This is a genomic window from Actinobacillus seminis, from assembly GCF_002263215.1.
Classification (GTDB): domain Bacteria; phylum Pseudomonadota; class Gammaproteobacteria; order Enterobacterales; family Pasteurellaceae; genus Actinobacillus_B; species Actinobacillus_B seminis.
In genome coordinates this window covers 51,908-77,165 of record NZ_NLFK01000007.1, presented here as the reverse complement: position 1 = coordinate 77,165, position 25,258 = coordinate 51,908, and the positions used below count along the sequence as shown (strand labels likewise).

Annotated in this window: 18 protein-coding genes; 13 read left to right on the top strand and 5 right to left on the bottom strand. The window is 41.9% G+C overall.

The window, feature by feature from the left end; genetic code table 11:
• Nucleotides 1–214 precede the first annotated feature (214 nt).
• Both CFY87_RS07850 and CFY87_RS07845 read left to right on the top strand, forming a co-directional pair.
• Nucleotides 215–1,003, top strand: coding sequence for a ChaN family lipoprotein (locus CFY87_RS07850; RefSeq protein WP_236757392.1), 789 nt, complete (start codon nt 215–217; stop codon nt 1,001–1,003).
• A gap of 16 nt (nt 1,004–1,019) precedes the next feature.
• A complete protein-coding gene (locus tag CFY87_RS07845) occupies nt 1,020–3,260 on the top strand; it encodes a TonB-dependent receptor domain-containing protein (protein WP_094946660.1) in 2,241 nt (746 codons plus the stop codon).
• 169 nt (nt 3,261–3,429) lie between these two features.
• On the opposite strand, the gene mutS is transcribed toward CFY87_RS07845, so the two are convergent.
• Nucleotides 3,430–6,024 (bottom strand): DNA mismatch repair protein MutS, encoded by a 2,595-nt coding sequence (gene mutS, locus CFY87_RS07840; RefSeq protein WP_094946659.1) that lies wholly within the window; start codon nt 6,022–6,024, stop codon nt 3,430–3,432.
• 201 nt (nt 6,025–6,225) lie between these two features.
• Here mutS and dmsD point away from each other — a divergent pair, with 201 nt between their 5' ends.
• Together dmsD and CFY87_RS07830 are read left to right on the top strand one after the other, a co-directional pair.
• The gene (dmsD, locus tag CFY87_RS07835; RefSeq protein WP_094946658.1) at nt 6,226–6,852 is read left to right on the top strand and encodes a Tat proofreading chaperone DmsD; all 627 of its coding nucleotides are present in this window, start codon (nt 6,226–6,228) and stop codon (nt 6,850–6,852) included.
• 207 nt (nt 6,853–7,059) lie between these two features.
• Nucleotides 7,060–7,884 carry an alpha/beta hydrolase gene (locus CFY87_RS07830; RefSeq protein WP_094946657.1) on the top strand — a complete coding sequence of 275 codons (825 nt, stop codon included), beginning with the start codon at nt 7,060–7,062 and terminating at the stop codon, nt 7,882–7,884.
• 117 nt (nt 7,885–8,001) lie between these two features.
• Here CFY87_RS07830 and CFY87_RS07825 read toward each other — a convergent pair whose 3' ends face one another.
• Together CFY87_RS07825 and CFY87_RS07820 are read right to left on the bottom strand one after the other, a co-directional pair.
• Nucleotides 8,002–8,754 (bottom strand): esterase family protein, encoded by a 753-nt coding sequence (locus CFY87_RS07825; protein WP_094946656.1) that lies wholly within the window; start codon nt 8,752–8,754, stop codon nt 8,002–8,004.
• Between the two features lie 17 nt (nt 8,755–8,771).
• A complete protein-coding gene (locus tag CFY87_RS07820) occupies nt 8,772–9,950 on the bottom strand; it encodes an ATP-grasp domain-containing protein (protein ID WP_094946655.1) in 1,179 nt (392 codons plus the stop codon).
• A gap of 569 nt (nt 9,951–10,519) precedes the next feature.
• On the opposite strand from CFY87_RS07820, the gene proS reads away from it, so the two are divergent.
• The 4 genes from proS (at nt 10,520) to yggU (ending at nt 14,447) form a co-directional block, all read left to right on the top strand.
• Complete coding sequence (gene proS / locus CFY87_RS07810; protein WP_094946653.1) at nt 10,520–12,235, top strand: proline--tRNA ligase; 1,716 nt, start codon at nt 10,520–10,522, stop codon at nt 12,233–12,235.
• 356 nt (nt 12,236–12,591) lie between these two features.
• On the top strand, nt 12,592–13,539 hold the full coding sequence (gene corA, locus CFY87_RS07805; protein ID WP_094946652.1) for a magnesium/cobalt transporter CorA: 948 nt from the start codon (nt 12,592–12,594) through the stop codon (nt 13,537–13,539).
• Nucleotides 13,540–13,554: 15 nt separating this feature from the next.
• Complete coding sequence (locus CFY87_RS07800; RefSeq protein WP_094946651.1) at nt 13,555–14,115, top strand: YggT family protein; 561 nt, start codon at nt 13,555–13,557, stop codon at nt 14,113–14,115.
• Between the two features lie 41 nt (nt 14,116–14,156).
• On the top strand, nt 14,157–14,447 hold the full coding sequence (gene yggU / locus CFY87_RS07795; RefSeq protein WP_094946650.1) for a DUF167 family protein YggU: 291 nt from the start codon (nt 14,157–14,159) through the stop codon (nt 14,445–14,447).
• A gap of 15 nt (nt 14,448–14,462) precedes the next feature.
• On the opposite strand, the gene CFY87_RS07790 is transcribed toward yggU, so the two are convergent.
• Nucleotides 14,463–14,900 carry a GNAT family N-acetyltransferase gene (locus CFY87_RS07790; RefSeq protein ID WP_094946649.1) on the bottom strand — a complete coding sequence of 146 codons (438 nt, stop codon included), beginning with the start codon at nt 14,898–14,900 and terminating at the stop codon, nt 14,463–14,465.
• Between the two features lie 179 nt (nt 14,901–15,079).
• Between CFY87_RS07790 and tpiA the strand changes: the two genes are divergently transcribed.
• The 3 genes from tpiA (at nt 15,080) to coaD (ending at nt 17,681) form a co-directional block, all read left to right on the top strand.
• Nucleotides 15,080–15,847 carry a triose-phosphate isomerase gene (tpiA, locus tag CFY87_RS07785; RefSeq protein WP_094946648.1) on the top strand — a complete coding sequence of 256 codons (768 nt, stop codon included), beginning with the start codon at nt 15,080–15,082 and terminating at the stop codon, nt 15,845–15,847.
• Between the two features lie 64 nt (nt 15,848–15,911).
• The gene (gene waaA, locus CFY87_RS07780; protein WP_094946647.1) at nt 15,912–17,189 is read left to right on the top strand and encodes a lipid IV(A) 3-deoxy-D-manno-octulosonic acid transferase; all 1,278 of its coding nucleotides are present in this window, start codon (nt 15,912–15,914) and stop codon (nt 17,187–17,189) included.
• Nucleotides 17,190–17,195: 6 nt separating this feature from the next.
• Nucleotides 17,196–17,681 carry a pantetheine-phosphate adenylyltransferase gene (gene coaD, locus CFY87_RS07775; RefSeq protein ID WP_094946646.1) on the top strand — a complete coding sequence of 162 codons (486 nt, stop codon included), beginning with the start codon at nt 17,196–17,198 and terminating at the stop codon, nt 17,679–17,681.
• Nucleotides 17,682–17,783: 102 nt separating this feature from the next.
• On the opposite strand, the gene malT is transcribed toward coaD, so the two are convergent.
• On the bottom strand, nt 17,784–20,486 hold the full coding sequence (gene malT / locus CFY87_RS07770) for an HTH-type transcriptional regulator MalT (protein ID WP_094946645.1): 2,703 nt from the start codon (nt 20,484–20,486) through the stop codon (nt 17,784–17,786).
• 177 nt (nt 20,487–20,663) lie between these two features.
• Between malT and glgP the strand changes: the two genes are divergently transcribed.
• On the top strand, nt 20,664–23,060 hold the full coding sequence (glgP, locus tag CFY87_RS07765) for a glycogen/starch/alpha-glucan family phosphorylase (RefSeq protein ID WP_094946644.1): 2,397 nt from the start codon (nt 20,664–20,666) through the stop codon (nt 23,058–23,060).
• A gap of 48 nt (nt 23,061–23,108) precedes the next feature.
• Nucleotides 23,109–25,184: a 4-alpha-glucanotransferase gene (gene malQ / locus CFY87_RS07760; RefSeq protein WP_094946643.1), complete on the top strand. Its 2,076-nt coding sequence runs from the start codon at nt 23,109–23,111 to the stop codon at nt 25,182–25,184.
• Nucleotides 25,185–25,258: the final 74 nt, after the last annotated feature.

The window sequence follows — 25,258 nt, the reverse complement described above, 5'->3', positions numbered from 1 at the left end:
TCCTTTAGGGCGGGGATATTTAATAAGCAGGGACTTAGATATTGGAGTTACTTAAGTGTAGCAATGTAGAAAATGGAATTGACTACGTATTTCATAAAGAAAATGGAGAACTTGACACAAAGCCATTCATTATTTAAAATGATAATAATTATCAATCACTATTAAGTTTTCCGTGTTAAGTTATTTTTTCCGTAGGTTGATTCCAATTAGCTTTTTGGGGATCGTAAGTTGTAGTGTTTCTTTAACGGATGTTGATGTAGCATCTTTGGGGGAAGTTCAAGATTTGCATACAGGGGAGCGATTTTCCCCTCAAGTCTTCTTTCAAAAAATAGTAAATGTACCACACATTTTATTAGGTGAGCAGCACGATAATTTGAAGCATCATCAGGCGCAATTTTGGTTATTACAACAGCTTCAAAAACACCGTCACCAAGGCAGTCTATTACTGGAAATGCTTAGTGTAGATCAACAGCCGCAAATCGTTAAAATCTCACAAAATTCCACCGCGCATTTAACTGATTTACCTGCCGCATTAAATTGGAAAGCGAGTTGGGATTGGCGTTTTTACGGTGATATCGTTCGCTATGGGTTAGAAAATCAGATAGCATTAGTTGCAACAAATTTAACCGAACGAGAAATAGCAATATTAATGCAAGGGGCTGAGCCTTTGCAAGGTGATAAATCTACTCGTCTTGAAATTCAGCAAAAAATTGCGCAACTTATTTCACAAAATCACCTCAATGATATTAATTTACAAAGTTCGCTCATTCAGAAAATGGTACAAGTACAGCAATTTCGTGATCGACGAATGGCAGAGAAATTATTGAAAGCGAAGATACCGAGTTTACTGATTGCCGGTAATCATCACGTCAATAAACAAATTGGCATAGTTCAGCATTTACAGGATCTTTCTCCGCAAACGAAAGTTATCACTATTTTAATGGGTAGCAATCCCAGCTACTTTTCTGCAAATGATGCAGATTATTTTTGGATATTAAATTAAAGGAGAGACAATTAAAGTGAAATATACACGCATTTCTTTTATGATTAGCCAAGTACTCTTAATTCCCGTATTTCCCGTGATTGCTAATACCAATATAACAGCTTTAGATGAAGTCAGTGTTATTGCGGATGTTGAAACGGAGTCATTTAAAAAAATCGGCGCAGTATCAAATCGTGGAGCAGAAAAACGGATGCAATCCTTAGATAGTGTTGTACGGGCGATTCCCGGTACTTATACTAATATCGATCCAACCTTAGGTATGGTGAATATGAATATTCGGGGTATGAGTGGTCTTGGAAGGGTCAATACAACTATTGACGGTGTACCTCAAACTTTATTTGGTACTTCTGCAAACGGTCGGACTCGTTACCATCAGCAGAGTGAAGGAGCCTCTACCCCATCAAGTCAGTTTGGTACGACCATCGATCCTAATTTTTTGACACAGATTGAAATTGAGCGAGGTTTTTCTCATGGGGCATCGGGCGTAAATAGTTTGGCAGGGAGCGCAGAATTTAAAACGATTGGTGTTGATGATGTGGTGTTTTCAGGAAATAATGTAGGCGTATTATCAAAATTTGCCACAGGTTCAAATGATTACGGATATAATGTAATGACTGCATTGGCAGGAAAAACACAAGCCTTAAGTCCTACGGGAAGTATTGGGGCATTGTTTGCTTATGGCGTACATAAAATCGGTTCAAATTATAAAGATGGAAACGGAAATGATCACCATGATAATCTTTATGTCAGTCGCCAAGATCAGCGCCCGACATCATGGTTGGGGAAAATAGAAATTAGCCCAACAGATCAACAAAAATGGTTATTTTCCGCAACTGATTACACAACTAATATTGGTGGACGAGAATTGACTCATAGTAACCGGTTAGTAGACTATGAATTAAATGCCAATTCGTGGTTGAATTTATCTGTTCTTGCATCTCATACTAAAAATAAACAGCGCTTTAATGCCGAGACCTCTATATGGGCGTTAACAAATGCTATTGCTTATAACCATTCAAATTTCTTTAAACTTGAAAACGAAAGTTTTATCGATCTTGGCGGGATAGATTTAACCTTAAAAGTCGGTGCATCACATTTTACCAATAGCTATCAGCGTGAAGCCCAATACGATATAAATACTGCCAATCTTGAGCATACCCCTTTTTCTCCGGCTGGAAAACAAAAAATTACAGCAGGATTTATTGAAACAAACTGGAAAAAAGGCATTTATCATCTAGAAGCAAACGTAATTTATTCTCGCTCGGAGTTCTCCGGTTTTAAACCTGCTTGTGGCGAAGTCAGTGGTGTGATGATACCTTGTTTTCCAAGAGGTGCGATGCAAATTAACAAATATAAAAACAGCCTTAATCCCTCTTTTCGTTTGTCTGCCGAATTTAGCGACTGGTTTACGCCCTTTATTAGTTATTCAAAAAGTAGTCGAATGCCGAATATTCAAGAAATATTCTTCAATAATGAGGGCGGTGCTTCAATGAACCCATATTTAAAGCCGGAAAAAGCCAATACCTATCAAATTGGGTTTAACACACTTAAACGCAATCTGTTTAGCGAGCAGGATCAATTGGGTTTAAAAGTATCTCATTATCGACAAAGAATAAAAGATTTTATTACTTCTGAAATGTTTTATATCAATGAGCAAAGTAAATTGACTCATGATATTGGTCAAGCAGTACCGGGGTTTAGTGCTGAAATTGCGATAAATCGTCTTAATCCGGTCAAAATGACAGGCACAGAAATAGAGGTAAATTATGATCATCCTGTGTTTTTTGCTCATTTGGCTTATTCACAACAAAAAACATCTCAACCGATTGGTATTCAAAGCTCAGTAGTTGGATTTGGTTATGGCGATATTTATGAATTACCGAAACATTCGGCAACACTGGATATTGGCACAAGACTGTTTAATCAGAGATTAACTTTGGGTTCGATCATCAAATATACCGGAACAGTGTACCGTATTTTACCGTTAATCGATAACGACAATCCAAAGCCAAGAAAACAAAAACTGCCAAGCCAACCGGTTGTTGCTGATTTTTATGCTATTTATGATGTAAATAAGCATTTCAAACTAAAATTTAGTATTCAAAATGCTTTTAATGCCGCTTATATTGATCCGCTTAACAGTCAAAATGGCACAATAAATGACTATAATGTTGATGAAAATGATAATGATGTCTTTAACTTTACAAACTACGCACGCGGTCGAACTTATGTATTAGGTGGGGAAGTGAGATTTTAAATTTAGCATTGTGCCAGTTAATTAGGTTGGATTAAAACTATTTCGTTAGCTAAAAATATTGGACAGATTGAAAGGTAAATGATGTGGAATAATATCTCTGCACCTTAATTTATTAGTTCGTTTAATCAACTTTCAGCGTGCAGATCATTATTCCACAAGTATAATGTTTTCAGGATTGTTTACATATTTTTTTCAATTGATATAAATATGCCAACGCCTGTTTTGGCGTTAAATCATCCGGTTCTATTTGTTGCAATATGGTTACTAACGCTGAAAATTTTTCATCTTCATCCACTAACATTAATTCGCCCTGTGCAACAGTTTGAGCGGAGGGTGTTGTATTTTGATTTGGCGCCGGCAGTTGTCCGGTTTCCAATTGGGTCAATTTTTGTTTTGCCAATTGAATCACTGCCTGTGGCACGCCTGCCAGAGCCGCAACCGCCAATCCGTAACTTTTGCTGGCGGCGCCTTGTTGTACGCTGTGCATAAATGCAATGCTGTTATTATGCTCAAGAGCATCAAGGTGAATATTGGCAATACCGCTTAATTGCTGTGGCAACACGGTTAATTCAAAATAATGTGTTGCAAACAGGGTTAGGGATTTGATTTTACTTGCCAACCATTCTGCACAAGCCCAAGCCAGAGCCAGTCCGTCGTATGTTGAGGTTCCTCGTCCAATTTCGTCGATCAGCACTAAGCTATGTTCTGTGGCTTGATGTAAAATATTTGCCATTTCTGTCATCTCCACCATAAAGGTCGAACGTCCTGACGCTAAATCGTCGGAGGCACCAATACGAGTGAAAATATGATCAATCGGACCGATAATCGCACTTTCCGCCGGCACGAAGCTGCCCATATACGCCATCAACGTAATCAATGCAGTTTGTCGCATATAAGTACTTTTTCCGCCCATATTGGGGCCGGTAATGATCAGCAAATGGCGTTGCCCATCCAAATCGAGCGGATTGGCAATAAAAGGATCTTTCAACACTTGCTCCACCACCGGATGGCGCCCGTTTCGGATATGAATACCCGTTTGCGAGCTAAATTGCGGTTGTACATAATTTAAACTTTCCGCCCGTTCAGCCAAATTGGTTAACACATCCAATTCCGCCAGCGCCATACCTGCTAATTGCAAAGCACCTAAGTGCGGTAATAATTGGTCAAAAATTTCATCATAAAGCTGTTTTTCCAACGCTAAAGAGGCACCTTTGGCTTTTAATACTTTATCTTCATAGGTTTTCAGTTCCGGAATAATGTAACGCTCGGCATTTTTTAACGTTTGCCGGCGCACATAATGGATCGGCGCTTTGTGCGCTTGTCCTTGACTGATTTGAATATAATAACCATGTACTGTATTAAAACCGATTTTGAGTGTATCAATGCCGGTCGCCTCGCGTTCACGTTGCTCCAATTGCTCCAAATAATGGGTAGCCCCTTCTGCTAACTCGCGCCATTCGTCCAATTCGCGGTGATAACCGGGGGCAATCACACCGCCGTCACGAATCAGCAACGGCGGATTTTCCACAATCGCTTGTTGCAACAAGGTCAATTGTGCAGAAAAATCGACTGATTGCGACAAAAGGGCGGTGAAGTTTTGTGCATTTTTTTGCAAAATGGCTTGAATAGCAGGTAATTGTTCCAAAGCGGTACGCAGCCGCGTTAGATCGCGCGGACGCGCTGAACGCAGCGCAATACGGGCTAAAATCCGCTCCATATCGCCCACTTGACGTAAAACAGGTTGTAACTCGACGATCAAATCCTGTTGTATCAAGGTGGCAATACTTTGTTGGCGTTGTTGCAACTTGTCAATTTGGCGAATGGGTTGGTGGATCCAACGCTTTAACAGACGACTTCCCATTGGCGTTACGCATTTATCCAAAATTGCCGCCAAGGTATTTTCACTGCCGCCGGCAAGATTTTGTGTTAACTCAAGATTACGTCGTGTTGCAGCATCCAATTGCACATTATCAGAGTGCTGCACCAAACTGATACCTTGAATATGTGGCAAGGCGGTTCGTTGGGTTTCTTTGGCATAATGCAACAAACAACCTGCAGCACATAACCCCAACACTGCTTTGTCCACGCCGAAACCACGTAAATCTTTAGTACCAAATTGGCGATTTAATAAAGTAATCGCAGTATTTAACTCAAACTCCCAACTTGGACGTCGACGTAAACTTTTGGCAGTTTCTATCAGTGCCATATCCTCAAAGGCTTCATCAAATAACAACTCAACAGGTGCGATACGTTGTAATTCTGCCTGAACATGCGATTTATCCTGCAACTCCATTAATTGAAAACGTCCGGAAGTCATATCTAAGGTTGCCAAGCCAAAGTGCGCATTTGCTTGATAAATGGCAGCAATCAAATTATCTTGTCGTTCGGACAATAGGGCTTCATCACTTACGGTACCGGGCGTGACGATACGTACTACTTGTCGCGCGACCGGACCTTTCCCGAGAGGGGAATCACCGACTTGTTCACAAATCGCCACACATTCACCAAGCTGAACCAATTTTGCCAGATATCCTTCAATGGCATGGTGAGGAACTCCCGCCATTGGGATGGGTTCACCGCCGGACTGCCCGCGTTTGGTTAAGGAAATATCCAATAATGCAGCTGCCTTTTTAGCATCATCATAAAACAACTCATAAAAATCGCCCATGCGATATAACAATAAAATATCCGGATGCTCTGCTTTTAACTGCAAATATTGCTGCATCATTGGAGTATGTTGGTCGAGTTTGTTATTTGAATTCATGCGATAACCTGAAGATGAAAAAATTGATTACACCGCATTATAACCTATCGGCAGGTATTTTGGCGGATTTATCATGGATAATCGCTGAAAGCGCGGTCACTTTTAGGTTTTTTGCAGTAAAATCAGAAATTAACCATATATTATTCAAGCAAAAAAAGCTATGATGTCAGCAAAAGTGCGGTGAATTTTGAGGGAGTTTTTATGTCGCCACAGTTTCAAGATCATCAATGGGTGTCCATTGGCGGTCGCTTGTTAGGATCCTTATTTTACTATGCGCCCGATAGCCAAGCGGCACAATCCGTCTTATCCTTGTTTCAGCATCCTAATTGGATGGCGCAATGGAAAATAAGCGAGCATACGGAGGATAAAACGCAACAAAAAATCACCGCACTTATCGATCAAGGTCTCACGCAAGATTTATCAGCGGACTATCAAGCCTTATTTATTGGACCCAATGTGCTGCCGGTGCCGCCTTGGGGGTCGGTGTATTTGGATCCGGAATCGGTGATTTTTGGCAACTCTCTATTGGAGTTACGCGATTTTTTACGCTATAACGCCATTGAATTCTCCTCATCACAAGATGAGCCGGAAGATCATTTTGGCTTGATGTTATTGCTTGCCGCGTATTTGGCGGATCATAAACCGGCACTGTTAGCGGAATTTTTTACTAAACATTTGTTCACATGGGCAAATCGTTACCTTGATTTGCTGGCGAAACAACAAGATTACCCTTTTTATCAAGGGTTGGCATTGTTGGCGCAGGCAACATTAACTCAATGGCAGCAACAATATGCGATCATCGTGCCACAAGTGAAATGGTATCGTTAATAATATCGGATGAAAAACCACAGAATTTTAACCGCCCGTGACACTTCTCGCCACGGTTAAGCGTTGCTCATGAAAAATACAATGGCGGCGGCTGTAAAATGACTTGCTACGTTCTGCGATAAGATTAGACCGCACTTTGTGCGGATAATTGTTATCATGGCGTTATCCTGTGTTATGATTACGCAATTTATCTTAAGGAATATTTTTATGCGTGACCCGTTAAAATATTATTTTCTTGAAATGCGAGAACATTTTCTGGACGTGCCTTACTTAAATCGGACTCGTCGCATTCGTGTGTTGTTGCCGAAAAATTATCGCGAAGAACAAGCTCATTATCCGGTGTTGTATATGCACGATGGGCAAAATATTTTCTATAGCAAAGAATCCTATTCCGGCTATTCATGGAAGGTTATCCCAACCTTAAAACACCATAAAGAATTTCCGAAAATGATTGTGGTGGGCATTGATAATGCCGAGGAGGCGCGTTTGGATGAATATGGGCCATGGCAAACAGATGTCGGCACGACACCTGAGGTGAAAAATGTCGGCGGTTACGGCATGGAATACGGGCGTTGGGTGGTAGAAACGGTCAAACCTTTTATTGATCATCATTACCGCACTCGTCGTGAAGCGCAGCAAACTTTGCTTGCCGGCAGCTCAATGGGGGGCATTATCACTGCCTATATGGGGGCGCGCTATCCTGAAGTTTTTGGACATTTGGGCGTGTTTTCTTTGGCGTCTTGGTTTAGCGAACCGGCATTTTTGGAATTTATTCACCACCATCCGCTACATCCCGGGAATAAAGTTTTTATCCAAGTAGGAACGAATGAAGGTGATGATGCAGATGCACAATTTATTTCTAATATGAACCAAGCCTATATCGATTGCTCATTGCGTTATTACCAAGCCCTACTGCGCACAGGTCATCCGCCGGATAATATTCGCCTTAAAATTATGGCAAATGAAATTCACCACGAAAAACATTGGGCTGATCATTTTGTGGAATTTTTACGTTTTTCATTGATGGAATAAACTAAAAAAGTGCGGTGACTTTTTTAGTTATTTTGTGGCGTTTGCGGAAGATAATTGGCACGGGCGAGAACCCCGTGCCGGTTGTTTGTGTTAATAGAAAAAATGAAAGCAAAAACCTTAAATAATTTTTTGTTCTTCTAATTTACCCAAAAAATAAGGCATTTGTTGGCGCCAAAGTGGCCAATCGTGCGCCATGTCGTGCCCCCAATAATCAAACCAACCTAAAATACTTTTTCCGTTAAAGGCTTCTTCTAAGCGACGGGTATCGGCGACGTGTTGTTCTTCCCAAGCACCTTGTCCTACTGCTACGATATAATGGTTTTGGCGGTAACGATCTAAGAACCGGCTATCATGTTGATTCCAAAGATAATCAATCGGAGAATTAAAATATACCGCCGGATCACCATGGAATTCGTTGGTAAAGAAACGTGCATCATATACGCCACTTAACGCAATAGCGATATTGAATAAATCTGGATGGCGCAATGCAAAATTGATGGTATGATAGGCGCCCATACTACAACCGGTCGCCATCATTGCCTCATACCATTGCGCTTCGTGACGAATTAACGGAACCAGTGCGTTGACGATATAGCGATCATAAGCATCATGTGCTTGCGCCATATCATGCCCTGATTTCCAAGTTGCCAGCCATGATTGACTATCGTAGGAATCGGGCGTATAAAATTTAATCAGTCCGCGTTCAATAAAAGAACGACAAGCTGCAATCATACCAAAATTGGCATATTCATTTTGATTGCCGCCTGAAGAAGGGAACACGATAACCGGTTTGCCGGCATGACCATAGACGTTAAAATGCATTTCACGTCCCAATTCGCCACTCCAGTGGCTGCGTTTTTCAAAGTGCATTAGCTTTCCTTTCTACCTTACTGTTTTTCTTGTGCAAAATGAATAATATCGTACATTTGTTCCATGGTTTCGGTACGCGCTAAAATACCATGTTCTCCCATAATTTTAGCAAAAACACCCGGGACGGTTTGTACGCTGATAATATGGCTACCGAATTTTTGGCACACCGCCTCAATGGAATTTACGTAATTTTTATTCGCTTTGCGCGAAATATACACCACGTTCCAAGGATGGGTAATGTGGCTGTAGAATTTATTTTGTTGCACGATATTGGCATATTCCTTAAACACATCAAAATCGTTGGCATAATTCCACATATCAATGGTCAATCCGCCCGGCGGACGACAGTTAATTTCAAGCGGCATTAATTCGCCGGTTTTTTTCACGCGGAAATATTCAAAATGGAAAAAACGTTCGCGCACGCGAAAGGCATTCACACATTTTTGCCCAAGATTGACGAGATCTTGCTTAATCTCCCGCGGCACGTAATAGAACATATCCCCGTCTTTTTCCACGGTATCCAGCACTACTTCGGAATATTCAAGACTGGAATAAAATACGATATTTCCCTGTTTATCAGTCAACCCATCAAAGGTCACAATATCTCCCTCAATAAATTCTTCCATAATATATTCTACATGAGCATTTTTATAACCAAAAAAGGCTTCTAATTCGACCGCACTTTTGATTTTATAGGTATCGCTTGCGCCCACACCGGAATTTGGCTTGATAATCACCGGAAATTGTAATTCTTTGGCTAATTTACGCGCATCTTCATCATCTTTAAACACACGCCCTTTCGCTACCTTCAAGCCCGCTTGACGAAACACTTCTTTCATCTGTGCTTTGGTTTTGATTGCCGACATATCGTCGTTTTTATAACCGAACACATTAAAATCTGTACGCAATTTGGCATCTAATTCCAACCAATATTCGTTATGCGACTCCACGCGATCAATGCGCCCGTATTTATGCGCAAAATAGCCTACCGCGCGATAAACTTGATCGTAATCCTCCATATTATCCACGCGATAATATTCGGTCAGTGAATTACGCAAGGTTTCGCTTAATTGTTCATATGGGGTATCTGCAATCCCCAAGGTATTAAACCCATTTTCACGCAATCTAACCGCAAAGGTTTCAAAATTGGCAGGGAAATGGGGAGAAATCATGACAAAATTTATTGGTCTCGACATTGAACCTCCTTACCGGTTAAAAATAAACTGAACTGTATGGAGTTTAAGCTAAAGTTGTTTAAAAGCACAACAAAAAATGAAAATTTCTTAATTTTTTTACGTTAAAGTGCGGTCGATTTTTTAAATTTTTTTCAAGGCATTTGCCGGCTTAAACTAAAAAATGCATTAAGGCGCAGATTTTGACAAATTAAAAAGAAAAGGGGCTGTCTTGGATAATCATCTTAAATTCCAATTAACCAATTGTTTTAAAAGGGAAATTTTAAATTTTAAATCACTGTAATTAAAACGAACGGCATTCACATTCTTTCAATTACAGCCCAAAAATGGATTTTGCGAATGCCGTCATCCGCTTCAATTTCGCCCTCAAACATTTCCAAATTATTTGTTAAGGCTTTTGTGAGATTTTGCTCCGAGAAAAACGTGAAATAGAGAAAATAGATCGTACAATAATAACACCAAGAGTATTTTTGCGACAAAGGCGGGAATTTCGCTTGAATTGCTTTGTGCAATGCCCTGTCAATGATAAACTAAGCAGAATTTTCGTTTTAAAATAAGACATAGGAATAACAATGCGTACCAGTAAATATTTATTATCCACGTTAAAAGAAACTCCCAATGACGCCCAAGTTGTCAGCCATCAATTAATGCTGCGTGCCGGTATGGTCAGACCCTTGGCATCCGGGCTTTATAACTGGTTACCGACCGGTTTGCGGGTATTGAAAAAAGTGGAAAATATTGTGCGTGAAGAAATGAACAAAAGTGGCGCAATTGAAGTGGAAATGCCAGTAGTTCAACCGGCAGAATTATGGCAAGAATCCCAGCGCTGGGAGCAGTATGGACCGGAATTGTTGCGTTTTACCGATCGTGGCAACCGCGATTTCGTGTTAGGACCGACCCATGAAGAAGTGATCACCGATTTAGTGCGTCGCGAAGTCAGTTCGTATAAACAATTGCCACTGAATTTATATCAAATTCAAACTAAATTCCGTGATGAAGTACGTCCTCGTTTCGGCGTGATGCGCGGTCGTGAATTTTTGATGAAAGACGCCTATTCTTTCCATACCTCTCGCGAATGTTTACAAGAAACCTATGAGGTGATGTACCGCACTTACAGCGCAATTTTTACCCGTTTAGGCTTGGATTTCCGTGCGGTGCAAGCTGATACCGGTTCCATTGGCGGAAGTGCTTCTCATGAATTCCAAGTGTTAGCGCAAAGCGGCGAAGATGATATTGTCTTTTCTACCGAATCCGATTTTGCTGCCAATATTGAGCTTGCCGAAGCGGTTGCAATGGGTGAACGCCAAGCGCCGACGGCAGCAATGGAATTGGTCGATACGCCAAAAGCAAAAACCATTGCTGAATTAGTGGAACAATTTAATTTACCAATTGAAAAAACAGTTAAAACCTTGATTGTTAAAGGCAAAACAAAAGAACAACCATTGGTTGCATTGATTATTCGCGGTGATCATGAATTAAACGAAGTGAAAGCGCAAAAATTAGCGCAAGTGGCGGATCCGTTGGAATTTGCTGACGAGGCTGATATTAAAGCGAAAATTGGCGCCGGTGTCGGCTCTTTAGGACCGGTCAATTTACCGATTCCAATGATCATTGATCGCAGCGTGGCGCTGATGAGCGATTTTGGGGCGGGAGCGAATATTGATGGAAAACATTATTTTAATGTGAACTGGGAGCGTGATGCGGCGTTACCGCAAGTGGCAGATTTACGCAAAGTGGTGGAAGGGGATCCCAGTCCGGATGGAAAAGGTACGCTTTTAATCAAACGCGGGATTGAAGTGGGACATATTTTCCAATTGGGTACCAAATATTCAGAAGCTATGAAAGCGACGGTGCAAGGGGAAGACGGTCGTCCGCAAACCATGATTATGGGGTGTTATGGTATTGGTGTAAGTCGCGTAGTAGCGGCAGCCATTGAGCAACATCACGACGAACGCGGAATTATTTGGCCATCAGATGCTATTGCGCCTTTTACCGTTGCCATTGTGCCAATGAATATGCACAAATCGGAACGCGTGCAACAATTCTCGGAAAATTTATACCGCACTTTATTGGCGCAAGGCGTGGATGTGATTTTTGATGATCGCAAAGAGCGTCCGGGCGTGATGTTTGCGGATATGGAATTGATTGGTGTGCCGCATATGGTAGTGATTGGTGAGAAAAATCTTGAAAATGGCGAGATTGAATATAAAAACCGTCGTAGCGGCGAGAAACAAATGGTGGCGCAAGATCAGTTGTTGGATTTTTTAATCTCACAATTTCAAGCCTAATTTCCTTTTCTTTGATCAACGCCGGCGTAAACCTGTTGCGCCGGCATTTTCTTAGCGATAAAAACGGAAAAAATCTTGACGAAGTCGCGCTTGAAGCGTAACATTCCGCACGATTTAGTAACAAGAGGACACTCACTTTGGACAGTCATAGTCGATACCGACAGTCATTAAACTAAATCTCGTCCGTTGCTTTTCAATTAGCTTATCGGCGGGATTTCGCAGGTAAGTTTCATTTACCTTTATTTATTTGGTATCTTTTAAGCAAATTAGTCAAATTTTGACCGCACTTTTGTGGCTTGACTGATTGGTTTTTTGTTCAACGCGTTTGTTCATAATCCCATAAGGAGTATGACAACATGATTAATGCATTTGCCCTTGAAGATGCGCGCTTGGTGCGTCTGGATGAAGCCCGCGGGGAGCTTAATAATGCCATTTGGCTGGACTTATTGGAGCCGACATCGGAAGAACGTGAAGTTTTGCAAAAAGGCTTGGATCAAAGTTTGGCTTCCTTTTTAGAATTGGAAGATATTGAGGCATCCGCACGTTTCTTTGAAGATGAAGACGGTTTACATTTGCACTCATTTTTCTATTGCGAAGATGAAGAAGATTACGCCGATCTTGCCAGCGTCGCATTTACCTTGCGTGACGGACGTTTGTTTACCTTGCGCGATCGCGAATTGCCGGCATTCCGTTTGTATCGTATGCGTTCCAGAAATCAACGTTTGATCGAATGTAATGCCTATGAAGTGTTGCTGGATTTATTTGAAACCAAAATCGAGCAATTGGCGGATGTAATTGAAAATATCTATGCCGATTTGGAAAAACTCGGTCGCGTTATTTTAGATGGCACACAAGGCGAAGCCTTTGATGATGCATTATCAACCTTAACCGAACAAGAAGATACCAGCTCTAAAGTGCGTTTGTGCTTGATGGATACGCAGCGTGCATTGAGTTTTTTGGTACGCAAAACCCGTTTACCGGCAAATCAGTTGGAACAGGCGCGCGAGATTTTGCGCGATATTGAATCCTTGCAACCGCATAACGAATCGCTGTTCCAAAAAGTGAATTTTTTAATGCAAGCGGCGATGGGCTTTATCAATATTGAGCAAAACCGAATTATCAAAATCTTCTCGGTGGTATCGGTGATTTTCCTGCCGCCAACATTGGTCGCCTCCAATTACGGTATGAACTTTAGTAATATGCCGGAATTAGGTTTTTCTTTCGGCTATCCCATGGCGTTAGGATTAATGGGGCTTGCAGCACTCGCACCTTACTGGTATTTTAAACGCAAAGGTTGGTTATAATTTCCAAGGATCAAGATGAATTCATTACAATTTCTAGTTTCAACGATTATTAATCTGTTTAGCTTTATCGTCTTTTTACGGATGTGGTTTCAGTTTTGCCGCATTGATTTTTACAATCCGCTGTCGCAAGCGCTGGTCAAAATCACCGCGCCGGTGTTATTACCATTGCAAAAAACGTTACCAACCGTAAAAAATATCAACTTGAGTGCGGTCGTATTATTGATTTTATTGGGCGCAGTAAAATATCCGCTACTCAATTGGTTGGGTGCTGAGGTAGTCAACGTGCTTGGTGCGGAAGTGTATTTGATTATCGGCTTATTACACGCTATCCGTACCGCCGGCGAAGCGATTTTGTATATTCTATTTATCGGCGCGATTATGAGTTGGTTTAATCGCGGCGTCAACCCGTTGCAATATACCCTATACCAATTAGGCGAACCCTTGTTAAAACCTATTCGCCGCATTTTGCCGAATACCGGCATGCTCGACTTTTCGCCGATGTTACTTGCCTTTGTATTATTTTATGCCGACCGCGTGTTATACGACATTATCGGCGCGCTTTGGGCATTGGCATAACTCATAATCCATAAAAGTGCGGTGCCTTTTTAAGGAGTTTTATGCCGGCGATTGAGAAAATCGGACAAGATTTACGTTTACGCATTTTTTTGCAACCGAAAGCCGGCAAGGATCACATTGTCGGCTTACATGACAACGAATTGAAAATTACCATCACCGCGCCGCCGATTGACGGACAAGCCAATGCGCATTTACTCAAGTTTTTAAGTAAAGCTTTCAAGGTGCCGAAAAGTCGGATTCAGTTGGAAAAAGGCGAACTCAGCAGGCATAAACAAGTGCGCATTCCGCAACCAAAAACTATTCCCGACGTGCTTTTGGCGTTAATGGAATAAGCGTATCATGTTGCTTTAAGCTAAATTCATTTCAAAAATGGTTTTCTTCGGATTAAGGTGGAAACCTTCTTGCTCCAAAATGTCTTGTTGCAACCGGTTTTGTTCAATGACCAGACGGGTAGATTGGGTGTAGCGCACAAACTCTTTCGCTTTAGCAATAAGTGCGGTGTAAATTTCGGTTTTATTGGGAATATCTTGTACAAAAATATCGGTCAATTGCCAATAACGTTGTAATTGTAAAGAAGAAATACGAGGATAAAGTTGAATAAAACCGACCGCACTTTCATCTTGATCGAGCGCTAAGAAAAAAATACTCTCGCTAAATCGAATGCGATTGGCTAAAAACGCAAAAGTGCGTTCCGGATTTTTTGTCATATTGTGTGCCATACGATATTGTTCAAACAGCGGTAACAGGCTTTTGAGGTTCCATTGTTCAGCTTTAAATATCTTCATTCGGTTCAAATCCGGTTATTTTTTATAAAATTTATACAGTGGATTGTAGCTTTTTCCTACAAAATAATCATCTTATTCTAAAAAAATTTTTTTGATTTTGCGGAATATTTCACGAAAAAAGTGAAAAATTTGATATAGTATGACAAAAAATTTTAATTAATCACAGTGGAGAAATACAAATGACTCGTCGTCCTTTAGTTATGGGTAACTGGAAATTAAACGGTAGTAAAGCATTCACTAAAGCGTTAATTGCCGACTTAAAAGCGGAATTAGCGGGTGTGGATGGTTGTGATGTAGCAATTGCGCCGCCGGTGATGTATTTAGCAGAAGCGGAAGCGGCAGTTGCCGGCTGCCAAATCGCCTTGGGTTCACAAAACGTGGACGTGAACGTACAAGGTGCGTTCACGGGGGATATTTCAACCGCAATGTTAAAAGATTTCGGCGCGAAATACATTATTATCGGTCACTCGGAACGTCGCACCTATCATAAAGAAAGTGATGAATTTATCGCAAAAAAATTCGGCGCCTTAAAAGAGGCGGGTTTAGTGCCGGTGTTATGTATCGGTGAAAGCGAAGCTGAAAACGAAGCGGGTAAAACCCAAGAAGTGTGCGCACGTCAAATTGATGCGGTAATCAATGCATTAGGCGTTGAGGCGTTCAACGGTGCAGTAATCGCTTATGAACCAATTTGGGCAATCGGTACCGGCAAATCCGCCACTCCTGCACAAGCGCAAGCGGTTCACGCATTTATCCGTGGTCACATTGCAGCAAAATCACAAGCGGTAGCGGATCAAGTGATTATTCAATACGGCGGTTCTGTCAATGATGCGAACGCTGCGGAATTATTCACTCAACCGGATATCGACGGTGCATTAGTGGGCGGCGCGTCCTTGAAAGCGCCGGCGTTTGCAGTTATCGTCAAAGCCGCTGCACAGGCAAAACGCTAATTTTGTTAACATTAAAAAGTGCGGTAAAAATTACCGCACTTTTGCTATTTATCGGACAATATTTATGTGGCGTTTTTTATACACCGGCGCAATCTACGCCATCCAACCGTTACTTTTATTGTTTATGCTTATTCGGAGCATGAAAGCACCGAGTTATCGCCGGCGCCTAAAAGAACGTTACGGGATTTATGCAAAATGTCGCGCGCCTAAACCTAATGGCATTATTATCCATGCCGCTTCGGTGGGTGAAGTGATTGCGGCGACACCATTGGTAAAAAAAATTCAACAAGAGTTTCCACATTTACCGATTATCCTCACCACGGTCACTCCAACCGGCTCCGATCGGGTAAAAGCCGCGTTTGGCGATAGTGTGAGCCATTTTTATTTACCTTATGACTTACCAAGTGTGTTGAAGCGTTTTATTCAATTTGTTAAACCCAAGGCCTGTATCGTGATTGAAACGGAAATTTGGCCGAATTTAATTCATCAACTTTATTTGTGCAACATTCCTTTTATCATTGCCAACGCTCGTTTATCTAAACGTTCCGCTAAACGCTATGGTTGGATAAAAAAACACCTGCAAAATATGTTAAAGCAAATTACGTTAATTGCACCGCAAGATCAAATTAGTGGCAAACGTTATTTGGAGCTGGGTTATCAGAAAAAGAAATTAACATTGACCGGCAATATTAAATACGATTTGGTCGTTAAACAGGATGTGTTGGAAAAAATTGCCGCATTACGTGAGCAATGGGCAAAAGATCGCCCGGTGTGGATTGCCGCCAGCACGCATGAGGGTGAGGAAGAAATTGTATTAAATGCCCATCGTGAACTGTTAAAAAAATACCCGAATTTATTGTTAATGCTGGTTCCGCGCCATCCGGAGCGATTTAATGCGGTGGAAAATTTGTTGAAAAAGCAAAATTTCGGTTATGTCAAACGAACGGATAATCAAACACCGGATATGTCGCACCAAGTGGTTTTGGGTAATACCATGGGCGAAATGATGCTACTGTACGGTTTTTCCGATATTGCCTTTGTCGGTGGCAGTTTGGTAAAACATGGCGGGCATAATCCGCTGGAACCGCTGGCATTTAAACTTCCGGTAATTAGCGGTAAATATGTGTTTAATTTTCCTGAAATATTTGATTATTTATCGCAAGTATTCGGCGTATTGCTGATTAATGAAACGCCGAAAGCCTTGGTAAATGCAGTGGATATTTTTCTCAATTCTAAACCGCTACGTGAACGCTATGGCAATGCCGGTCATAAAATTTTGGTACAAAATCGCGGTGCATTGCAGCGTTTATTTAATTTATTACGTCCATATTTAGAAAAGTAGGTGAATATGACAACCGTTATTTATCCCGGTACCTTTGACCCCGTTACTAACGGGCATTTAGATATTATTGAACGCAGTGCGGCGTTATTTTCACGCACCATTGTCGCGGTTGCCGCCAGCCCAAGTAAAAGACCGCTGTTCAGTTTATCCGAACGGGTTGTTTTGGCTCAACAATCGGTGGCGCATTTGACCAACGTTGAGGTCATCGGTTTTTCCGATTTATTGGCAAAGGTCGTCATGGAAAATAATATTCAAGTAATTATCCGCGGGGTTCGCACTACCACCGATTTTGAATATGAATTACCACTTGCCCATCTCAACCGTTTACTCACCCAAGGGGTAGAAAGCCTATTTTTACCGCCATCAGAGAAATGGGCGTTCGTATCCTCAAGTATTGTACGGGAAATTTATCTGCATCAAGGCGATGTCAGCCAACTTGTTCCTGAACCGGTTTTGCACGCTTTAATGCAAAAGCGCCAATCAGGTGAGTAGCGCCGGTCAAAAGTCGGGATAAAATTGACCGCACTTTCAACGTCAATAAAATGAAGCGGGATGCTTTTTGGGCGTCCCGATTTTCTATTCTCAGCTTTAAAATCAACTATATCCCATCAATTTCAACAAATCTTTCGTGTAACTAATCGCTTCGTTGCGGTTGGCGACACCGATTTTTTGGTACAGATTGCGGATGTGAGTTTTGATGGTGGTGGTTGCCACTTGCAATTCATCAGAGATTTGTTCGTTGCTGTAACCGGAATAAATTAAGCCCAGCACTTGCCATTCGCGTTGAGTTAACGGGCTGATTTTTAACAATTCCGGTACTTTTGGATTGTTTAATAATTTGGTGACGAATTGTTCGTCGAAATGGGCAAATTTATGGCGATAATATTGGTTAATGTAACGTAAAATAAATTGTGCTTTGTGTAAGGTGAGTTCATCGAGTAGATTTTGTTGCAACAATTGGCGGATTTGTTGCGCCATATTTTCGCCCTCAATAACGAACACGCTGATAAAATTTGTTTGTCGAGTCAGTTGTAGCGCTTCGATCAAATCTTTTTGCGCCGCCTCTTTGTTGCCTTGTAAGAAAAATAGACGGTTGCGTAAAATCAAAGCACGGTTTAAGTCGCTGACTAAATGCAGTTTTTGGGCGGTTCGGATCAGTTTATCTAAGATTTCTTGCGCGGAGTTAAAGCGTTTTAGCAACATTAAGGCGCGCGCGATATTGCGCCATTGAACCTGACTGAAATGATTTTTATCGGTAGTCGGCTGCGGATTTTGGAGCAACCAAGCCTCTGTTGCTTCTTCATCATCAATCATTTGCCACAACACGATTTTCACTTGGTCGGCATTGGCATTCCAGTCGTGATGATAATGGTGGGTATTTTGCAGTTGTATAATTTGTTTTAACAAACGGGAGGCGTTGTCTAAGTCGCCGCGTACAATGGAAATTTTGCACAACAGCGCAAGGCATTGCAACCGATCTTCATCTTTGCTTAAGACCTCTATGCCGGCGTTTGCCATGGCTTCGGCTTTATCCAAATTATACCAGTCCCACAAAATTTGTCCTTTAAGACGCAACAAAAATTCATACATCGGAATTTTTTGCAGATGATTTTCTTTTACAAACGCGGTGGCTTTATCCAGCATATCATAACCTGCTTGGAGATAACCTTGTGCGATGAGAATTTCCGATTGTTGTAACAATGTCCATAAAATATGGTGCGAGGTGTGATATTGGCGCGCCATTTTTTCTGCACGCTGCAACATATTGAGCGCTTCGGTGAAATTCCCGTGACAATGGTGAGCTTCGCCGATAATGGAGGTTGCCACAATATGCGCGTAATAGGCGTTTTCCTGCAAATGAGCGAGTGCTTGAGAGGCAAGTGTGAGCGCAGTATTTTCATCGCCCTGATTAATTGCCGCTTGCGCCCGTAACACATCAAATTCCGCTTGTAAGTCTTGGCTAAGTTGCACGTTATTTTGCGCCAGCACTTGATCAAAATGGGCAAAAATACCGTTGACTTCGCTGTGACGATGTTGGCTTTGCGCAAGCCAAGCTTTTAGTAAAATCAAGGTTGGGCATTGCGCGAAACTTTGATCATCAAGATGATCGAGGCTTTCTTCAAGCAGTTTTAATTCACCTTGGTGGAAAAGTTCCCAACTTTTGTTGTTATTGGATAATATATCCAATAACACTTGATGATCATCAAGTTGCGCGGCGTGGTATAACGCTTCGGTCGTGTAGCCTAGTGATAACCAGACGTTAGCCGCTTTTTTATGCAGATCCTGCAACTCATCCGCTAACTCGGTTTGGCAGCAATGGGCTAAAAATGAAGCAAACAGCGGATGGAAACGCCACCAATTGTCTTCAGCATTAATTTGTTGCAAGAAAATACCTTGTTTTTCAATTGCTTCTAATCTTACTCGGCTATTTGCCACGCCGGTTACTTGGCGTACCAAGGTTTCGTTCATGGAGCGCAAGATGGAACAACGCAACACAAATTTGCGGGTTTCATCGTCCACCTGATCGAGGACTTCATCATTCAAATATTCGTTAATATGAAAATTATTCCGTTTTGATAGCCTTTTGGCGGCATCTTGCAACGGCGTTTTATGCTGTTTGGCGGATAAGCTGATTAATTGCAGTGCAGTTGGCCAGCCTTCCACTTCGTCACAAAGTGCGGTGATTTCCGGCTCGGTTAAATGTTGTCCCAAGCGGGATTGAAAAAAAGTAATACTTTCTTGGTGATCAAAGGAAAGTTGATGTACGTCGATTTCTAAAATTTGCTCCTGCACGCGCAAACCGGCAATGCCCAGCGGCGGCACGGAACGTGAGATAAGAATCAGCGTCATGGACGGTGGTTGATGGCGGATCCAATATTTTAACGCCTCATGAATTTCTTCATTTCCGATAATATGATAGTCGTCAATGATCAAATAAATATGTTGTTGCAGATGAGAAAGTTTCACTAATTGCTGATTGAGACTTGCCAAGAGATTGGATTGACGAGGCAGACTGTCTTCTTCCGGCAGTTCTTGATGAATGGCGTAATGTAATGCGGAACAAAAATAAGAGGCAAATCGCTCTGTTTGATTGTCGCTTTCATCTAACGCATACCAGCCAACATTTTTTTGTTGCATCGCCCATTGGGTAATTAAGGTCGTTTTGCCATAGCCTGCCGGCGCGTTGACTAATACTAACGGATAATGTTTTGCTTTATCAAGTCGTTGTAACAGTACCGTGCGCTCAATACTATTTTGCAGTCGGTTTGAACACATCAATTTTGACGGGATCAACATACTTTCTCAGCCTCTCGGATTAGGATAGGAGGATGTCTCCTCCCTAAAAATTCAAATTACTTCTTATCTATCATACCGCAAAGATTATAACAGGGAGGATAAGGTTTTTGTGCAATTACTCATAATAAAACGCAAGAAATTTTATCTTCATCAAATCTTTCCCCGAAAGGAGTGTTTATGTCTCAGTTTAATCTTAATGATATGGCGTTATTTGACAAAAATGTACACAAATATTGTCGTTATTTTGACGTCGCATCACCGAAGCAATTCTCTTTAGCACAATGGTATCAAATTATTGCTCAAACTACGTTGGATATAACTTATGAAAAACCGGCGGTAAAAGGTCAAGAAAGCCGTCATGTCAACTATTTATCTATGGAGTTTTTAATCGGTCGTTTAACCGGAAATAACTTAATGAATTTAGGTTGTTACGAACAAATTAAAAACTATTTGGCAAATTTCAATGTAGAATTGGCGGACGTATTAGAACAAGAACGCGATCCGGCATTGGGCAATGGCGGATTGGGACGTCTTGCAGCTTGTTTCTTAGATTCAATGGCTGCCTTAGGGCAAAATGCCACCGGTTACGGATTGTATTATCAATACGGATTGTTCAAACAATCTTTTGAGAACGGTGAACAAAAAGAAAGCGCCGACACTTGGAATCGCAACCAATATCCATGGCATAGCTACAACCGATCAAAAACACAAAATATCAATTTTGGCGGTAAAATCAAACCTATCAAAGGCGATAAATACGAGTGGATACCAAGTTTGACCATTCAAGGTAAAGCCTTTGATTTACCGATTGTCGGCTATCAAAACAACATTATCCAACCGTTACGTTTATGGCAAGCGGACAGCGAGCAATCCTTTGATTTCGCCAAATTTAATGACGGGAAATTCCTCAATGCGGACAAAACTATCGTCAATGCGACCGCACTTACCCAAGTGTTATACCCGAATGATAATCATAAAGCCGGTCAGAAATTACGCTTAATGCAACAATATTTCCATTGTGCCTGCTCGATTGCGGATATTTTAGCGCGTCATTTTGCCGAAGGCTACGAATTAAACGAGTTGGCACAGCGTCAAGTCATCCAATTAAATGATACTCACCCGACGCTTGCCATTCCGGAATTAATGCGCTTGTTGTTGGATGAATATGAATTAAGCTGGGACGAGGCTTGGGCAATTTGTTCCAATACCTTTGCCTACACCAACCATACTTTGTTACCGGAAGCCTTGGAGCAGTGGGATCAGCGTTTATTTAACCAATTATTACCGCGCCATTATCAAATTGTGGAAAAAATTAACCATCTTTTCCATGAAAAAGTAAAAGCGCAGTTTGGGGATGATGCCAAAGTTTGGGAAAAATTGGCAATCCTATTTGATTACCGTGTGCGCATGGCGAACCTTTGCGTGGTGACCTGTTTTGCGGTAAACGGAGTGGCGCAAATTCACTCCGATTTATTGGTAACGGATTTATTTCCGGAATATCATCAATTATTCCCAACCAAATTCTGCAACGTAACCAACGGGATCACGCCGCGTCGCTGGATTCGCCAAGCAAATCCGCAATTAAGCGATTTATTGGATCGTACCCTAAAAACCGATTGGACTAAAGATTTGGAACAATTACGCGGCGTAGAAAATTTTGTGAATGATCCCGGTTTCCGCGAGGAATATCGTCGTATCAAACAAAGCAATAAATCGGTTTTAGCGGATGAAATTGAAAAAACCTTAGGTTTTTCCGTGAACCGAAATGCAATTTTTGACGTACAAATTAAACGTTTCCATGAATACAAACGTCAACATTTGAATTTATTGAACATTATTGCGACCTATCAATCCCTTAAAGACAATCCGAATCAAGAATATACTCCGCGTGTTTTCGTGTTTGCGGGTAAAGCGGCGCCGGGGTATTACTTAGCAAAAAATATTATTCATGCCATCAACAACGTGGCGAACATTATCAATAACGATAAACAAATGAAAGATTGCCTGCAAGTTGCGTTTCTGCCGGATTATCGCGTGTCTTTGGCGGAAAAAATCATTCCGGCGGCGGATGTGTCCGAACAAATTTCCATGGCGGGGAAAGAAGCCTCCGGTACGGGTAATATGAAATTAGCCTTAAACGGAGCTTTAACCTTGGGAACCTTGGATGGCGCGAACGTTGAAATTGCGGAAACGGTTGGCGAAGAAAATATCTTCTTATTCGGTCATACAGTTGAAAGCGTACGTGAATTATTGGCGAAAGGGTATGATCCGAAAGTCTATTATCACCAAGATCCGGTATTGAAAAGTGCGGTGGATTTTTTAGCTGAAGGTAAAGCGTCGCAAGGACATAAAGATACTTTCAAATTGATGTTGGACAGCTTGTTGGAACGCGATCCGTTCTTAGTGTTTGCGGATTTCGACAGCTATTTACAAGCGCAAAAACGTATCGGCGCGGCATATTTGGATCAAGAGGCTTGGTTACATAGTGCCATGTTAAATACCGCTCGTTTGGGGATATTCAGCTCCGACCGTTCTATTCGTGACTACCAAGCGCGTATCTGGTTGAAAAAATAACATTTCAAATTCCCGCCTGCGGGCGGGATATTCAAGCAAGGAGCGATTATGGCGCATGTACAACAAAAACAATTTGCTCAAGCAGGCATTATGCCGGATTTTTTGGATGCCGGCGGAATTCGAAAAATCATACCAAGCACCATCAAACAACGACTTTATCAAACTTTCAACGGTAACACCCGCAGTCGCCAATCTTGGCTGCCGCCGGTTAAAATTCTTTATGAAAATCAACCGCACTTTTTACCGCTCAATCTTGTGGATAAAAAACACGCGGTGCATGGAACATGGGTTTTGCAGTTGGAAAATGGCGAATGCCTGACGGGACGAGTGAAGCGCAATCAAATTGAATTGCCGCGCGATTTGCCACAGGGTTATCACCAATTACAACTGCGTTGTGAGAAAAAATCGCTTGCATGTCGCCTGATTGTGGCGCCGAGGCGTTGTTATCAACCGACAGAACTTACCGAACGCAAAAAATTGTGGGGAGCCTTTATCCAGCTTTATACCTTGAAATCAGCCCATAACTGGGGTATCGGGGATTTCTCCGATCTCAAAGATTTTCTACAACATATTCAACAATATGGTGCGGATTTTGTGGGGCTTAACCCAATTCATGCGTTGTTTCCGGCAAATCCGGAGGCGGCAAGTCCCTATAGCCCGTCTTCGCGCAAATGGCTGAATATTATTTATATTGATGTGGCAAGTTTACCGGAGTTTCAACAAAGTTCGCCGGCGCAACAATGGTTTAATCGTCCGGAAGTGCAAGCGAAACTGAGCAAAGTGCGCTCAGAAAATTGGATAAATTATGCAGAAGTGATGGCGTTAAAATTGCAAGGACTTTCCTTGGCATTTGATGAATTTGAACAAAATCCGACCGCACTTCGTCAACAAGCCTTTGTCGATTTTCTGGCGCAAGGCGGCGAAAGTTTGCAAGTGCAAGCGACCTTTGACGCTTTGCATCATCATTTAAGCCGGCAATTCGACAACCAATGGGGCTGGGATTTTTGGGATAAAAAATATCAAGATTATCACGCCGACGCGGTGCAACAATTCCGGCAAGAAAAAGCGCAAGACGTGCGTTTTTATGCTTGGTTACAATTTTGCGCCGCGCAGCAATTTGCTGCTTGTAATGACCTGTGCAAAGCACAAAAAATGCCTATTGGCATGTATCGTGATTTAGCGGTGGGCGTGACCAATAATGGGGCGGAAACGTGGAATAATAAAGATCTCTATTGTTTAAATGCCTCTGTCGGCGCACCGCCGGATATTTTAGCACCGCAAGGACAAAACTGGGGATTATCGCCGATGAACCCGCACGTACTGAAACAACAGGCGTATCAACCGTTTATTGAGTTGGTACAAGCCAATATGAAAGATTGCGGCGCGTTGCGCATTGACCATATTATGTCATTGTTGCGCTTGTGGTGGATTCCCAAAGGCGACAGCGCGGCAAACGGAGCTTATATTCGTTATCCGGTGGATGACTTGATTGGTATTTTGGCGTTGGAAAGTCAGCGTCACCAAAGTTTGATTATCGGCGAAGATTTAGGCACGGTACCGAAAGAAATCGTCAGTAAATTGAGAAATGCCGGTATTTTGTCATATAAAATTTTCTATTTTGAATTTGACCGACAAGGCGAAAGTCGCGGCTTGCAAGATTATCCATATCAAGCGATGACCACCTTAAGCACCCATGATTTACCGACGATCAACGGGTATTGGCGCGGTTATGATTTTGAATTAGGGCAACGTTTCGGCGTGTACCCGAATTCAACCGTGTTGGCGATGTTGCAACAGGATCGGGTGAATGCCAAAGCGAAAATTATCAAACGCTTACAAGAAAATGATATTGAAATTGAGGTGGGTGTGGATGAAAGTTTATCTTCTAAAGTGACGCTTAAATTCAATCATCAATTGCAATCTTATGTCGCGGGCGTAAGCAGTGCGCTGTTCGGTTTACAGCCGGAAGACTGGTTGGATATGAGCGAACCGGTTAATATTCCGGGAACCGCTACGGAATATGCCAACTGGCGACGTCGTTTAAGCCAAGATATCGAAAATATTTTCGCGGATAAATCGGTACAAGCGTTGTTAACCCAAGTAAATCGTACGCGAAAAGCCTAAATTCGGGTTACTGCCGAACAAACCCCGTTAAGATGCGTTAACGGGGTTTCTTTTTTCTGATAACAATCATCCAT